Origin of the sequence: Halomonas saccharevitans (assembly GCF_032333995.1) — a bacterium.
Classification (GTDB): domain Bacteria; phylum Pseudomonadota; class Gammaproteobacteria; order Pseudomonadales; family Halomonadaceae; genus Halomonas; species Halomonas saccharevitans.
In genome coordinates, this window is the sequence record NZ_JAVXUR010000002.1 from 324,069 (window position 1) to 339,006 (window position 14,938).

Consider the following 14,938-nt stretch of genomic DNA (forward strand, 5'->3'; position numbering starts at 1 on the left):
TCTGGGCATGCACACCAGCAAGGGAGCCACTGCACCTGTGGGCAGCAGCGTCTCGACACGCCCGTGGATGAACTTGCCGCCGGTGTCTTTAACGATGTCGCGGAGGCGATCATCATCACCGATCCCGACCATGGCATCCTCGATGCCAATCCGGCCTTTACCGAGCTGACGGGGTTGACGCGCGAGGCGGTACTCGGTCAGTCGCCCGAGGGGCTTTTCCTCCCGGGTTCGCTCGCGCCCGGGGGCGAGAGCCTGTGGCAGGCGCTGCACTTTAACGATCACTGCAAGGCCGAGATCACCTACCGCCATCGTGACGGCCATGACTGCCCGGCGGTCATGTCCAACAGCCGCGTCCGTGATGCGCGGGGTAACACCTCGCACCATGTCATGGTGCTCTCCGACCTGGCCGCCCTGGCGTCATCTGGCCGGCGGGCCGGCCGTCAGGTCTACTTCGATGCTCTGACCGGCCTGCCGAACCTGCAGCTGCTGACGCAGCTGATCCAGGAGTCCCTGCGGCATGCCCATCGCCAGGGCGGAAGCCTGGCGATCTGCGCGCTGGATATCGATCGCTTCAAGCGGATCAACGACCAGCACGGCCAGGAGGTCGGCGACCTGTTGATCACCTCGCTGGCGCAGCGCATCAGCTACCAGCTGCATGGCGACGACATCCTGGCCCGGGTCGGCGGCGACGAGTTCGTGCTGCTGCTGCATCAGGGCGCCGACGACGACACCCTGAAGCAGTTGCTGGCCTCTATCCGTCAGCCGCTATTTCTCAAGGGGCGGTGCCTGCAGGTCACGGCCAGCCTGGGCGTCACCTTCTATCCTCAGGACGACGAGGACGGCGACGTGCTGCTGCGCCATGCCACCCAGGCGATGCACCGGGCCAAGCAACAGGGTCGCGATACCTACCATGTCTTCGATACCGGCTTCGATCGCGAGATTCAGGCGCGGGAAGCCCACCGGCAGCGTTTCGCCGTCGCCCTGGCGCAGGGTGAACTGACGCTGCACTACCAGCCCCAGGTGGACATGTTCGGCGGCGAGATCATCGGTACCGAGGCCCTGGTGCGCTGGCAACATCCGGAACAGGGCATGCTCGCCCCCGGACACTTCCTGCCGGTCATCGAGGGCACGGCGCTCGAGATCGAGCTCGGCGAGTGGGTGATCGAGGCCGCGTTGCGACAGTTGCTGGCCTGGCGAGAGCAGGGCATAGAGCTCGCGGTGCACGTCAATATCAGCCCCGCCCACCTGCTTAGCGGCCGGTTTGTCGAGCGGTTGGAGTGGCTGTTGAACCGCTACCCCGAGGTCCCGTCGAAGCTGCTCAAGCTCGAGGTGCTGGAGAGCGCCGCCATGCACGATATTCAATCCGCCATGGCGACCATGCGTCGGTGTCAGGCGTTGGGGATCGACTTTGCCATCGACGATTTCGGCACCGGCTACTCTTCGCTGACCCACCTGCGCCAGCTGCCGGTGGATCTGATCAAGATCGACCAGAGCTTCGTGCGCGACATGCTCACTGACCCCGATGACATGGCCATCGTCGAGAGCGTCATCTACATGGCCAATCGCTTCCGGCGACCGATGCTCGCCGAAGGCGTCGAGACCCTGGCGCATGCTCGTGCTCTGCTGGCGCTGGGCTGTGCCCGCGTGCAGGGCTACGGCATCGCTCGGCCTATGCCGGCCGAGCGCTTCCCCGGCTGGTTGCAGGAGTGGCCGGGCCGCCACGAATGGTCGGCTCTGGCCATGCACCTGACCGGGCCCTCGGGCCCACAGCCGTCGCTCGAGGCGAAATGATCCTCGGGCACCGTTGTCGCGGTTTTCCGGGCATCGGCATCGTTGATTCTTTGATCTGCATCAAGACACGGGCGCAGCTTGCGCTTTTGTATGGTGACCAAGGCGTTTAAATTGCATTACTTTTTATTGATGTTTACAGGGCGTACGTTCGGCATATTGCCCCCTGGAGCGAAAGCGAGACCCCATGACGCAAGAGCTCCCCGTAGAGCGCATTATGAATACCGGCCTTCTGACCTGCCCGCCGGAGACGCCGCTGTGTGAGGCCGCGGCCCGCATGGCCGAGCGGCGTGTCAGCGCGATGCTGGTGGTGCGGGATGAGCAGGCGATCGGTATCTGGACAGAACACGACAGCCTGTCCGTTGACTTCACCCGTCCCGAGGCCTTGAGACTGCCCATCGAGCGGGTGATGAGCCATCCCGTTGCCACGATCCATCAGGCGACGCCGGTCGGAGAGGCCGCCGTGCGTTTCCGTACCGAGCAGCGCCGCCATCTGCTGGTGGTCGACGATGCCGGCAGCCCCAAGGGCATCATCTCCCAGACCGACATGGCCCTGAACCAGGGCCTGGAGCCCTACCTGCGTTTGCGCGAGGTCGGCGGTGCGATGCGCCTTCAGCCTCTGCTGCTGCAGGGCGAGCTGTCGTTGAACGATGCCGCGAGGCGCATGCGCCGAGAGGGCTGCAACGCCGCCGTGGTGATCTGTAGCGGCGAGGAGCTCGGCATTCTCACCGAGCGCGACCTGGTGAAATTCGTGGCGCGCCACCCGGGCGCCACCGCCATCGGCGAACTCGCCAGCCGGCCGCTGCTGACGATAGGCCTCGATGAGGCGCTGATCCATGCTCGGGACATGTTGATCGATCAGCGGGTGCGCCACCTGGGTGTGATCGACGGGGAGGGTAACGTCGTCGGCCTGCTGGGGTTTCAGGACCTGCTGGCCGGCGCCGAGCATCTCTATCTGGAGGATCTGCGCGAGGCGCTGGAGCAGCGCGATCAGGCCCTGGGCCAGTCGCGCCGTAACCTGCAGCTGGCCGAGCGGGTCATCGACTCTTCCCTGGAAGGCATCATCATCACCGATGCCCAGACGCGCATCGAGTTCGTCAATCCGGCCTTCACGCACCTGACCGGCTACAGCCTCGAGGAAGCGGCGGGACGCACGCCCGCGCTGCTCTCCTCGGGGCGCCACGGTGCCGACTTCTATCAGGGCATGTGGCAGGCCCTGCAGGAGCACGGCTACTGGCGCGGCGAGATCTGGAACCGACGCAAGAGCGGTCAGCTCTACCTGGAGCTGTTGACCATTACCGCCATTCGCAACGATCAGGGCGAGGTCAGCAATTACGCAGCACTGTTCAGCGACATCACCCACGTTCGCGAGAACGAGGAGCAGGTGCGCCGCCTGGCCTACTACGACCCCCTGACACGGCTGCCCAACCGGCGCCTGCTGGAGGACCGCCTGGAACTGGCGATCCGCCATGCCCGGCGCCAGCAGCAGCGCCTGGCCGTGATCTTCCTCGACCTGGATCACTTCAAGCAGGTCAATGATGCCCTGGGCCACGCGGTGGGTGACGAGCTGCTGCTCAAGGTCTCCCAGCGGCTGCGCGCCCAGCTACGCGAGGACGATACCCTGGCCCGCCAGGGCGGTGACGAATTCATCGTGCTGCTCAACGAGATTCGCGAGGTCGAGGAGGTCACGCGCGTGGCGCGCCGGCTCGTCGAATCGGTGAGTTCGCCCTTCGAGGTGGGTGGTCAGGTGTTCCGGGTCGGCTGCAGCCTGGGCATCAGCCTCTTCCCGGACGACGGTGCAGAGGTCGAGATGCTGGTGCGCCAGGCCGATGCCGCCATGTACCGCGCCAAGCAGGAAGGCCGCAATACCTACCGGCTGTTTCGCGCCGACATGCACCGCCAGGATCGCGGGCGGCTGGAGCTGGAGACCGCGCTGCGTAATACCGCCGAGACCGGCGAGGGGCTGGGCGTGCACTATCAGCCGCTCTTCGATCGCGATAGTGGCGAAGTGCACGGCGCCGAGGCGCTGCTGCGCTGGCATCATCCGACCCTCGGCCATGTCTCTCCCGGCGACTTCATTCCCCTGGCCGAACGCTCGGGGCTGATCCTGCCACTCGGCGAGCGGCTGATGCATCTGGTGGCCGCCCAGCAGCGTGACTGGCTGGACGCCGGTCTCGCGCCCCCCCGCGTCGCCGTCAACCTGTCGGCGCGCCAGTTCTGGCAGAGCGACCTGGTCGCCCAGGTGCGCGAACTCTACGCCGCCTATGACCTGCCGGCGGGGCAGATCGGCTTCGAGCTCACCGAGAGCATCCTGCTTGACAAGCAGCAGGAGGCGATACACACCCTGCAGGCGCTGCGCGATCTCGGCTGTCGCATCGCCATCGACGACTTCGGCACCGGCTACTCCTCGCTGAGCTACCTGCAGGACCTGCCGGTGACCACCCTCAAGATCGACCGCAGCTTCATCCAGAAGCTCGGCGAGAGCCGCGGCAGCTCGGCCATCGTCGCCGCGGTGACGGGCCTGGCCAAGGAGCTCGGCCTGCGGGTCGTGGCCGAGGGCGTGGAGACCGATGAGCAGCTGCAGGCGCTCTCCCGCTATCACGTCAACCTGATCCAGGGGTTTCTCACCGGCCGTCCGGCGGATGCCGCGACCTTCGCCGAGCGCTACCTCGTCCGCGACGGCGCCCCGGCCTGAGCGCCCGCGCCGTCGAGGGCACAGGCCTGTCGCCATCGGAATGTCATAAATCGCTGATATAACGCGAATCAGGCCGCTTGCCGGCCGCCCGATTCCCAGCGACAGGACCCCCGATGCGACTTCTCGATCGACTGACCATCCGGCTCAGCTGGAGCCTGGTGCTGATCGCCTTCGGCGCGATCATCCTCGGCACCGGCGCGCTCGGCCTCTACGCCAATCATCACGGCCGCACCGCCTTCGTCGACCTCCGCGAGCGCCAGGGGCAGCAGTCCAGGGCCCTCCACCAGGCCTATACCGCCACCCTGAGGGCCCAGGTTGCCATGGAGCGCGCCGCTCACCTGCTGAGGGCGCCCTCCTTCGATCGTCCGGGGCCTGTCATCGACCAGGCACGTGCCGACATGGACGCGGCCAAGGCGGCCTTCGAACGCTTCCAGGCACTGCCAACGACAGAGGCGGCCACAACGGCGGCCGGCGAGGAAGCCGTCGAAGCGCTGGCTTCGCGCTTCCACTCCCTACTCGGCACGGGGCTTTCGCTGCAGCTGATGCTGCTGGAGGAAGAGGATCTCAAGGGCTACGACGCCGGCAAGTCCCGGGTGGCCCAGATGAGCCAGGCCTTCATGGACGGCGCCGATGCCTTCTTCGCCGCCTCGGTCGCACGCGGTGACGCCCAGGCCGCGCGCTTCACCGCCATGGCAAGCTGGCTCAACCTGGCCCTGGCCGCCGCCCTGGCGGGCGCGCTGGCGCTGGTGCTGGTGGTGGTCTGGGGCGTGCGGGCCAACGTTATCCGCCCGCTGTCACGCATCACCGGGCACTTCCGGCGCATCGCCGACGGCGACCTCTCGACACCGGTGGAGGCGCGAGGCAGCAACGAGATCGGCCAGCTATACGCCGAGCTCGACGGCATGCGCCGGGCCCTGGCACAGACCGTCGAGCGCATCCGCGACGGCGGCGGCGCGGTGCTGGAGACGGCAGGGCGCCTGAATGAGGGCAACCAGGAGCTCTCGGCGCGCACCCAGCAGCAGGCGGCGTCGCTGGAGCAGACCGCCGCCAGCCTGGACGAGATGACCGCCTCGGTCGCCGATACCGCGGGTCACGTCCGCGAGGCCAACGAGCTGGCCGAGCTCGCCACCGATCGGGCCCACCGGGGCAGCGAGGGGATGAGCGCCTTCATCGAGACCATGGGCGAGATCCGCGAGCGCTCGACCCGCATCGGCGAGATCGTCGGCCTGATCGACGACATCGCCTTCCAGACGAACCTGCTGGCGCTCAACGCCTCGGTGGAGGCCGCTCGGGCCGGCGAGCACGGCCGCGGCTTCGCGGTGGTGGCAAGCGAGGTGCGCCAGCTCGCCTCGCGCAGTGCCCAGTCGGCCAGCGAGATTCGCGCGCTCACCGAGGCCTCCCGGGCCAGCGTCGCGCGGGGCGACGGGCTGTCGCGCCGGGCCGGCGAGGAGATGGAGGCCATCGTCACCGCCATACACGGCCTCGGCGAGCGCATCGGCGGGATCGCCCACGCCGCCACCGAGCAGCACCGCGGGCTCGACCAGATCAATCAGGCGCTGCACCAGATGGGCACCGTCACCCAGCGTAATGGCGAAAGAGTGGCCGACGCCCAGCGCACCGCGCTGGCCCTGGAGGACGAGGCCGAGCAGATGCGGGCCTTCACCGCGCGCTTCTGCCTGCCGGTGCTGGCGGCTTCGGACGATGACGAGACCACCCCGGACGCCGGGTCGACGTCCGAGCATACCCAGCCGGCGAGCGATGCGCGTGAGGCGCGCGCCGCCCGGGCCCCGACGGCGCAGCCGGCCTGATGGGAGAGAACACGATGCACGCTATCGCCGCCCCGGGCAGCGCCGCCGATGCGATGATCGATCGCGAGGCCCGGGAGCTCGACCGCATCCTGCGCGAGGGCGCCATTACGCCGCTCTTCCAGCCGATCGTCGATGCCGGCTGCCAGGGCATCTTCGGCTACGAGGCGCTGTCGCGCGGGCCATCCGATTCGCCGCTGCACTCGCCGGTAACGCTGTTCGACACGGCCCGGCTGACGGGCCGCCTGGTGGAGCTCGACCTGCTGTGTCGGCGCCTGGCCATCGAGGCCTTTGCTGCCCTGGACCTGCCGGGGCGCCTGTTCCTCAACGTCATGCCGACCTCGTTGCTCGAGGAGGACTTCCGCGAGGGGCTGACCCGCGCCTTCCTCGCCGGCGTCGGGCTGTCGCCGGAGCGGGTGGTGATCGAGCTCACCGAGCATCTGCCGATCCACGACTACGCACTGATGCGCCAGGCCGTGGATCACTATCGGCGCATGGGCTTCCAGGTGGCGCTGGACGACCTGGGGGCCGGCTACTCCAGCCTGCGCCACTGGGCCGAGCTGCGCCCCGATTTCGTCAAGGTGGATCGCCACTTCGTCCAGGAGGTCGACCGCGACCCCGGCAAGGCGCAGTTCCTGCACTCGCTGCTCGAGGTGTCGCGCAGCCTGGGCTGCCGGGTCATCGCCGAAGGCATCGAGACCCCCGGCGAGCAGCGCTGCCTGCGGGGCATGAACTGCGCGCTGATGCAGGGCTACCACTTCGCGCGGCCTTCCCGCGAGCCGCCGCGCCGGCTCGAGCAGCCCGCGCCGACGCCCGCGGCGGTGTCGGGCTCCTTCGGCGCCAGCGCCGCGATGCTCTGCCGCCACCTGGCGCCGGTGGCCCAGGGCACGCCGGTGCCCGAGGTGGTGGCGCGCTTTCGCGACGACCCCGAGCTGCGCTGCCTGGTCGTGCTGGACGCCGAACAGCGACCGGTGGGGCTGGTGCGCCAGCACGCCTTCCTGTCGCTGTTCACCAATCCCTTCAGCCACTCCCTGCACGCAAGGCGGCCCATCGACGCGGTGATGGATCGGCGCATGCGCCTTGCCGAGGAGTCGATGCCGCTGGAGGCGCTCAGCCGCCACATCACCGGCTCGACCTCGGGAAGCCAGGACGACTTCGTCATCGTCGATGCCGACGGGCGCTACCGCGGCCTGGGCCAGGTCATCGACCTGCTGCGCGAGATCACCGCCCTGCAGGTGCGCAGCGCCCGCCAGGCCAACCCGCTCACCGGGCTGCCCGGCAACGAGGCGATCAACGACACCCTGGCGGCGCGGCTGGCCGACGACGCGCCCTTTGTCGCGGTCTATGCCGACCTGGATCGCTTCAAGGCCTATAACGACGCCTACGGCTATGCCCAGGGGGATCAGGTGATCCTGGCGGTGGGGCGCCTGTTGCAGGAGGCGGTCGGCGAGGCGGGGTTCGTCGGCCACGTGGGCGGCGACGACTTCATGCTGGTGCTCGACCCCGACGGCGCTCGGATGAGCTGCGAGGCGATCCTTGCGCGCTTCGCGCGCTTCATCCCGACCTTCTATGACCAGGCGCATCGCCGGGCCGGTGGACTCTCCGGGCGCGATCGCGACCACTGCGAGGTGACGGTGCCGCTGATGACGCTCTCGATGGCCGCCTACCCGGTGGCGAGCGGCTCGCGACTGACCGCGATGGAAATCGCCAACGTCCTCGCCGAGCTCAAGGGGCAGGCCAAGCGTCAGGCCGGCAATAGCCTGTTCATCGATCGGCGCGGGGACGGGATCATGCGCTGATCACGGCGTTGCGTCCCTGCGCCTTGGCGCGGTAGCTCGCGGCATCGGCGCGTCGCACGGCGTTCTCCACGGCCTGGTCGCCGCGCTGGAAGGTGCTCACGCCGATGCTGACGGTGACCCGCCAGGTCTTGCCGCGATGCTCGAGGCCGTTGGCCTCGATCCGGGCCCGCAGCGCCTCGGCGATGCGCATGGCTCGGGGCCACTCGCAGCCCGGCAGCAGCATGGCGAACTCGTCGCCGCCCTGGCGGGCGGCGTGGTCGCTGCTGCGCGTCACGGCCCCCATCGCGTCGGCCACCTGACGCAGCATGCTGTCGCCCAGGGCATGGCCGCCCTCGTCGTTGATGGGCTTGAAGTGATCCAGGTCGAACAGCAGCAGCGCCGAGGGAGTGTCGGCCTTCTCCCAGGCGGCGAAGGCCTCCTCCAGGCGGCGCTCGAAGCCGCGGCGATTGAGCAGGCCGGTCAGCGGGTCGTGCTCCGCCTCCCAGCGGCGCAGCGCGTCTTCATGCTGACGCTGGGTGATGTCGCGCACGGCGCCCACCAGGCCGATGAATTCGCCCTCCACGTGGATGGCATTGGTATGCACGTCGAGCCACAGCGTCTCGCCGTGCTCGTCGATGTAGCGGAACTGGCGCACGACGTCCTGGTGCTCGAGGAGGCTGGCCCGCCAGGCCTCTATCATCGGTGTGCGATCCGCTTCATGGATGCGCTGCGCCCAGGCCGTGAGGCGGATCGGCGGGGTGATGTTAAGCAGCTCCTTGAGCGTCTCGTTGACGAAGGTCAGCCGGCCGCGGGTGTCGGTCACGAACATGCCCTGGGGCGAGGCGTCGAGGATGCCCCTCAGGAAGGCCTCGCGCTGCTGAAGGTCACCGAGGCTCTGCAGCCGCTGCTGTTCCAGCTCGTTGAAGATATCGACGACGCGGCGCAGCTCCGTCATCCGGGTGGGAATCACCAGCTCGCGTCGGCGACCGAGGCTCAGCTCCTTGATCTGCTGCGCCAGGCGCGTCAGCGGTCGCAGGGTCAGCCAGATCAGCGCGCCCATCAGCGGCAGCAGCAGGCCAAGGGCCCACCAGGCCCGCTGCGTGATGCGCTTCATCACGCTGGCCAGGGGCGCATAGGCCTGCTCCATGGGCAGATAGATACCCACCACCCAGTCGGCGGGCCAGATCTGACGATAGGCCTTAAGCGTCTCGCCGTCCTGGCCGGTCTCCTCGAGGGTCTCGCCCTCCCAGCCCAACAGGGCGAGGTCGAGCCCGGGGTCGTTCAGCGCATCAACCGAGTCCGGTCGGTCATCGCGCTGCCCGGGGTGATAGAGCAGCCGGCCCGAGGCCGTGGTCACCACCACGTGGCCGGCATCGCCGAGCCGCAGGCGCTTGAAGTCCTCGAACAGCTCGCTGCGCTCGATCTCCACCAGCCCACCGAGGAAACCGGCGTAGCGGCCCTGGGCGTCCCGACGGGGCACCAGCATCATCACCATCGGCTTGCCGGAGACGATGCCGATGAAGGGGTCGCTGACGTGGGGCCGCTGCACGTGGCGCATGAAGCGGGCGTAGGCGCGATGACTGATGTCGAGGCCGTTGCGCCCCGCCAGTCCCGGCCAGTTATCGACGACGGTGTTCTCGGCATCGACCAGCACCAGGCCCTCGAAGAGGGTGAGTAGCGCCTCGTGGTTGCCCTCGGCCAGGGTGCCGGCGGCGGCACGCGGCAGCCGGTCGGCCAGGCGCTCCAGCGCCTCCAGGCGCTGCTCGATCTTCTGCGTGATGGCATTGCGCACCAGCTCCGCCTCGTAGCGCAGGTGCACGCGGTTGGACTCCTCGACCAGCAGGGTGCCGGACTGCCAGCCGAAGGCCAGCAGCATCACGCACAGCAGGCCCCACACCGCCGCGACGCCCAGCAGCAGGCGTCCGCGCAGGGAAAGCAGGTGTCGCCGCAGGGCGGCTGTCAGGGGCTCGAGGATCGTCAGGCTGGCTACCACTCAGGTCTGTTGTCGTCTTCGTCATGGAGACGACGCCGTTCGGGCATATAGAAGCATGTTGCCAGCCCGAGGCGCGGGCTCCAATCCCCCCAGCTTCTATTTATTAGGCATCTCTTTTGTTTTTTGCGGCGACGTCGGTTTTTTTGATCTCGCTCAAGTCTTGGCGATACAGGCCGATAGGTCGGGTCGCCGACACCTGGCACCCGGGGGTCGGCCAATAAAAAAACTCCCCTACCCATGAGAGTGTCCATGCTGAGTTCCCTGAGACTGCGAATCCTCGTCGCCACCCTGGTGGTGATTGCCGTGGCGCTGATCGCCAACGGCGCGGCGAGCTACTCCACCGTCAAATCCCATAACGATCGACAGATCGCCCAGCAGCTCGATGCCGTGGCCGATGGCAACGCTCTGGCCATCGAGGAGTGGATCGGCGCCCGCACCAGCATGGTCGAAGCGGCCCGTAAGCCAGTCACCGGCGAGGCCTCGGTACAGGCGCTGATCCAGCTGGCCGAGTCCGGCGGCTTCCTGTCGGCCTACTTCGGCCGGCCCGATGGCACCCTGGTCTCCTCCGACGGCTGGGTCCCGCCCGACGACTACGATCCGCGCCAGCGTGGCTGGTATCTCGCCGCCACCGAGCGCGATGAGACCATCGTCTCGATGCCCTATGTCGATGCCAACACCGGCGGCATGGTGGTCACCGTCGCCACCCCGGTGACGCAAAACGGTCGGCTGGTGGGGGTGATCGGCGGCGACGTGATGATCGATGCCGTCATCGACATCGTCGACCAGATCGCGCCCACGCCCTCGAGCCTGGCCTTCCTGGCGACCGCCGATGGCACCCTGGTGGCCCACCCCGACCCCGACATGAGCCTCGCGCCGGTGAGCGAGCTGTCGCCGATGCTCTCCGCCGAGAGCCTGAAGGCGCTGCAAGGGGCCGAGACGCCGCCGCGAGCCGCCCTGGACGGCGCCGACAAGCTGCTGCGCGGCAACGGTATCGAGGGCACAGACTGGCAGCTGGTGGTGGCCCTTGACGAACACGAGGCCACCGCCGGGCTGCGCGGGGTGATGAGCGCCTCCGCGATCACCCTGGTCGTGGTCGGCCTGCTGGCGGCGCTGCTGCTGGGTGCCCTGCTGAAGATGGTCTTCCGCCGGCTGCTGGCGGCGCGCGATGCCATGGAGAGCGTGGCCAGCGGCAGCGGCGACCTGACCCGGCGCCTGCCCGAGGAGGGCAACGACGAGGTGGCGCAGATCGCCAACGCCTTCAACCGTTTCGTCTCGCGCATGGAGACGGTGATGCTGACCATTCGCGACAGCAGCGAATCGGTGCACGTGGCCGCCACCGAGATCGCCCAGGGCGGGCAGGATCTGTCGCGGCGCACCGAGAACGCGGCCTCCAGCCTGCAGCAGACCTCCGCCTCCATGGAGGAGATCACCAGCACCGTGGAGCACACCGCCGAGTCCTCCCGCCAGGCCAACGGCCTGGCCGAGTCGGCCGCCGGTACGGCCAAGCGCGGCGGCGAGGCCGTCGAGCAGGTGGTGACCACCATGCAGGGCATCACCGACTCTTCCCGGGAGATCAGCGAGATCGTCGGCGTGATGGACGGCATCGCCTTCCAGACCAACCTGCTGGCGCTCAACGCCTCGGTAGAGGCCGCCCGGGCCGGCGAGCAGGGCCGCGGCTTCGCGGTGGTCGCCGGCGAGGTGCGCCAGCTGGCCAGCCGCTCGGCCGACGCCGCCAAGCAGATCAAGGCGCTGATCGATACCTCCGCGGAGCGCACCGAGCAGGGCGCCAGCCAGGTGCGCCAGGCCGGCGAGACCATGGAGGAGCTGGTGGCGAGCGTCACCCGGGTCGCCGACGTGCTGGGCGAGATCACCGCCGCCACCGGCGAGCAGAGCGATGGCATCGGCCAGGTCAACGTGGCGGTCAGCGAGCTCGATCGCATGACCCAGCAGAACGCCGCCCTGGTGGAGGAATCCACCACCGCCGCCGAGCAGCTCAAGGAGCAGGCCAACCGTCTCGCCCAGACGGTAGGGGGCTTCACGCTGAGCCAGCGCTACGCGGCGGGGCTGAGCGGCTCGGCCTCTCAACCCAGTCGCGAGACCGAGCGGGCCTGAGGCTTGAAGCCGGCCTAAAGCAGGTCAGCCTGAAACACAAAGCCCGCGGCGGTGCGCCGCGGGCTTTGTCGTTCACCGGGCCGTCAGCACGGATCCATGGGCAGGCAGACCCGTTCCCGGGTGCCGCGCAGGGCGGCGCGCTCGGCCTCTCGAGTGGCCTGGCCGGTGGCATCGAGACGGCGCAGCACCTGGCCGTCGCCGTCGACCTCGCCCTTCACGACGCGGGCGTAGGCGACGCGGTCCGCCACCCGGGTGATCTCCACCTCGGCCGACCAGGACTCTCGCGGTCCCAGGCTCTCGCCGTGATAGGGATCCGAGTAGGCCTTGCCGATGTCGTAGACCGCCCAGCGTTGTCCCGGCTTGACGATGACGCCGCCCTGATTGAGCACCAGTCGCTCCCCCTGGCTCTCCACCACCCGCAGCGGGTAGATGACGTTCAGCGCCTGGAAGGCAAGCTCGCTGCCCAGGGCATCGAAGACCCGCTGGGAGAAGCCGCGGCTGCCCGGTGCGTCGATGCCGAGGCTCGCCAGGTCGGTGCTCAGGGTGTGGCTCCACATCACCTGGCCGGTGGCCGGCACCACCACGCGGGCCTCGAGCGTGGCGACACCCTCACCCTGGTGAGAGCGCTCGCCGGTGAGCGAGCTTTCGACCTCGCGCAGGTCCATGTCCAGCTCGGTCAGGCGGGCGACCACCAGGTAATCGGCGCCGAGTTCGCGACCCAGCATGGCCTGCTGGGCCAGGCCGGCGCGACCGGAGGCCACGAAGCCCTGCTCGGCCTCGATGGCCTGGCGCATGTCCCGCTCCAGCACCGAGAAGCGCCGCGAGGCGACGAAGGCCTGGACGATGGCCTGAGTCAGCCGCCGCGAGGCGTCCCCGGCGCCGAGTGATTCCCCGGCCAGGCGCAGGCGCGGCGTGTCGATCGCCACCGGATAGACCGCCAGGCGCCGTCGGTTGCTCTGGGCGCCGCTGCCGGGCACCCGATAGACCGGCACCCGCACCTCGAGCCTCGCGCGCTGACCGCCGCCGGCGGCCGGCGTGACGCCGAGCACCCGATAGCCGCTGATCAGCCCCTGGCTCTGGACTCGGGTGCGGCTCTCGTTGCCGGTTCGCAGGGTGGTCGAGGAGGCACCGCCGTCGCTGCCGTGCCGGGCCAGGCGCTCCATGGAACTGCGCAGCTCGCGGCTGGCCTCGACCCGGGCGCCGTGCACCTGGCGCACGGCATCGCCCAGGGCGTTGAAGATAGCGTTCTCGCGGTCGATGCCGGTCGCCTCGGCCTGCACGGTGCGCGTCTCCACGCCGGCCAGGGCCGGCGTGGTCAGCCACAGGCATAGCAGGGCCGTCAGCAGGATGCGCATCACCATTCCCCGAAGGCCCCCGTGGTGCGCGAGCTGGCCTGCGTGCTGCGGCTCGCCGGTGCCGCGGCGCCGGTCTCGTCGTCGCCCTCGGGCGTCAGCCCCTGGGCGCGAGCCGAGGTGCCGGGCGACCAGTATTTCACGTAGCCTAGGTAGGGATGGCCGGTGGCGGGGTCGGTGGCGTTCCACTGGCCTACGGTCTGCACGCCCTGTAGGTGGGCGTTGGCCTCGGACTCCAGGATGCTGTTGACCATCCTGCCCACGTCTTCCCGGTTCTCGACCTCGGCGCGGCCGTTGCCCCAGGTGTGGCGTACCTGTTCGCGCAGCTTGCGCCGGGAGCTCTCCTTCTGACCCTGGACCGTCATGCTGGCGAACTGGGCCAGCCAGCCGTCGGCCATCAGCTGCGCGCTGGTGCGCGACGCCTCCATCTCCGTGCTGATCGAGAACTCGTCCATGCCGCGTACCAGCCCCGGGGCGTCCATGCCGAAGGAGAGCAGGCCGTAGCGCCCCTCACCGTCGACGAGGGGCTGCACGCCGAAGTAGCCGAGCATCGGCGTGCCCTCCTCGAGCTGGGGCGCCAGGCGCGCCTGAATGGCTTCCACGGGGATCGCCTGGCCCGGGGCCACATCGCCGGTGCGCAGCTGGCGGCCGAACTCGCTGAAGCGATCCGACTTGACCACGACCACGCTGACCCGGCCGTTGTTGACCGGCCCGTCGCCGCCGACTTCCTCGATCACGCCGAAGATGCCCACGCCCGAGAGCCGGCCCATGGCGCGCCAGGTGGTCTGGGTCACGAACTCGTCGTAGATCAGCTGCTGGCGATCGGCCACGTTGAGCTGGGGCAGCTGGCTGGCGTCGCCGCCCAGCTCCTCGATCACCGCGTTGAGGGTCTGCACCGAGGCCTCGGCCAGGCGGCTCGACAGCGCCTCGCCCAGGGCGGCGAGGCTGGTGGTGTCCTCGATATCCTCGGGCAGGTCGTCTTTCATGAAGCGGTCGGCCATGGTCTTGCCGATGTTGACCGAATCCTGGGAAACGAGCTCGCCCATGGCCTGCAGGAAGGCCTCCTCGGTGGCGATCAGCCGTGCCTGACTGAAGTCGATGCTGGTGGGGTCGGCGGCGATGTCCTGGGAGGCGACCACCAGGATGCCGCCTGCCGGATTGCCGGAGGACTCGCCCTGCACCCAGCCGCGCGACCGCAGGAACGCCTGGATCTTCTCGTCGCTCTGGGAGACTTCGTCGACCGCGTAGAACGGCGAGGGTGGAGTGGTGGCGGCGTCCTGCTGGGCGGCATCGGCCTGGTCGGCGAGGTTCTGGTTCTGGCTCTGGGCCGGCGCCTGCGTCTGAGCGAGCAGCGGGGCGCAGAGCGGCAGGCTCAGCAGCAGAGCGGCGGCGAGAGATTTCATCGGGAACATGGG

Annotated in this window: 8 protein-coding genes; 5 read left to right on the forward strand and 3 right to left on the reverse strand. The window is 69.0% G+C overall.

Translation table 11 applies throughout. From position 1 onward, the window contains the following. Window positions 1-63: 63 nt before the first annotated feature. The 4 genes from RSO68_RS06995 (at window position 64) to RSO68_RS07010 (ending at window position 8,087) form a co-directional block, all read left to right on the forward strand. Entirely contained in the window at window positions 64-1,791 is a 1,728-nt protein-coding gene (locus tag RSO68_RS06995; protein ID WP_315585945.1) for a putative bifunctional diguanylate cyclase/phosphodiesterase, read from the forward strand. 214 nt (window positions 1,792-2,005) lie between these two features. Further along, on the forward strand, window positions 2,006-4,483 hold the full coding sequence (locus RSO68_RS07000; protein WP_315585946.1) for an EAL domain-containing protein: 2,478 nt from the start codon (window positions 2,006-2,008) through the stop codon (window positions 4,481-4,483). A gap of 113 nt (window positions 4,484-4,596) precedes the next feature. After that, window positions 4,597-6,291: a methyl-accepting chemotaxis protein gene (locus RSO68_RS07005; protein WP_315585947.1), complete on the forward strand. Its 1,695-nt coding sequence runs from the start codon at window positions 4,597-4,599 to the stop codon at window positions 6,289-6,291. Window positions 6,292-6,305: 14 nt separating this feature from the next. Continuing rightward, window positions 6,306-8,087, forward strand: a complete 1,782-nt coding sequence (locus RSO68_RS07010) for a bifunctional diguanylate cyclase/phosphodiesterase (RefSeq protein WP_315585948.1) — start codon at window positions 6,306-6,308, stop codon at window positions 8,085-8,087. Here the strand turns inward: RSO68_RS07010 and RSO68_RS07015 are convergent. Further along, on the reverse strand, window positions 8,077-10,059 hold the full coding sequence (locus RSO68_RS07015; protein WP_315585949.1) for a sensor domain-containing diguanylate cyclase: 1,983 nt from the start codon (window positions 10,057-10,059) through the stop codon (window positions 8,077-8,079). The genes RSO68_RS07010 and RSO68_RS07015 overlap by 11 nt on opposite strands. Before the next feature lie 249 nt (window positions 10,060-10,308). Between RSO68_RS07015 and RSO68_RS07020 the strand changes: the two genes are divergently transcribed. Continuing rightward, window positions 10,309-12,171 (forward strand): methyl-accepting chemotaxis protein, encoded by a 1,863-nt coding sequence (locus RSO68_RS07020; RefSeq protein WP_315585950.1) that lies wholly within the window; start codon window positions 10,309-10,311, stop codon window positions 12,169-12,171. A gap of 83 nt (window positions 12,172-12,254) precedes the next feature. Here the strand turns inward: RSO68_RS07020 and RSO68_RS07025 are convergent, their stop codons facing one another. Continuing rightward, entirely contained in the window at window positions 12,255-13,526 is a 1,272-nt protein-coding gene (locus tag RSO68_RS07025) for a CsgG/HfaB family protein (RefSeq protein WP_315585951.1), read from the reverse strand. Beyond that, window positions 13,526-14,935 carry a DUF6844 domain-containing protein gene (locus RSO68_RS07030; protein WP_315585952.1) on the reverse strand — a complete coding sequence of 470 codons (1,410 nt, stop codon included), beginning with the start codon at window positions 14,933-14,935 and terminating at the stop codon, window positions 13,526-13,528. The genes RSO68_RS07025 and RSO68_RS07030 overlap by 1 nt, the downstream gene beginning before the upstream one ends. Between the last annotated feature and the right edge of the window lie 3 nt (window positions 14,936-14,938).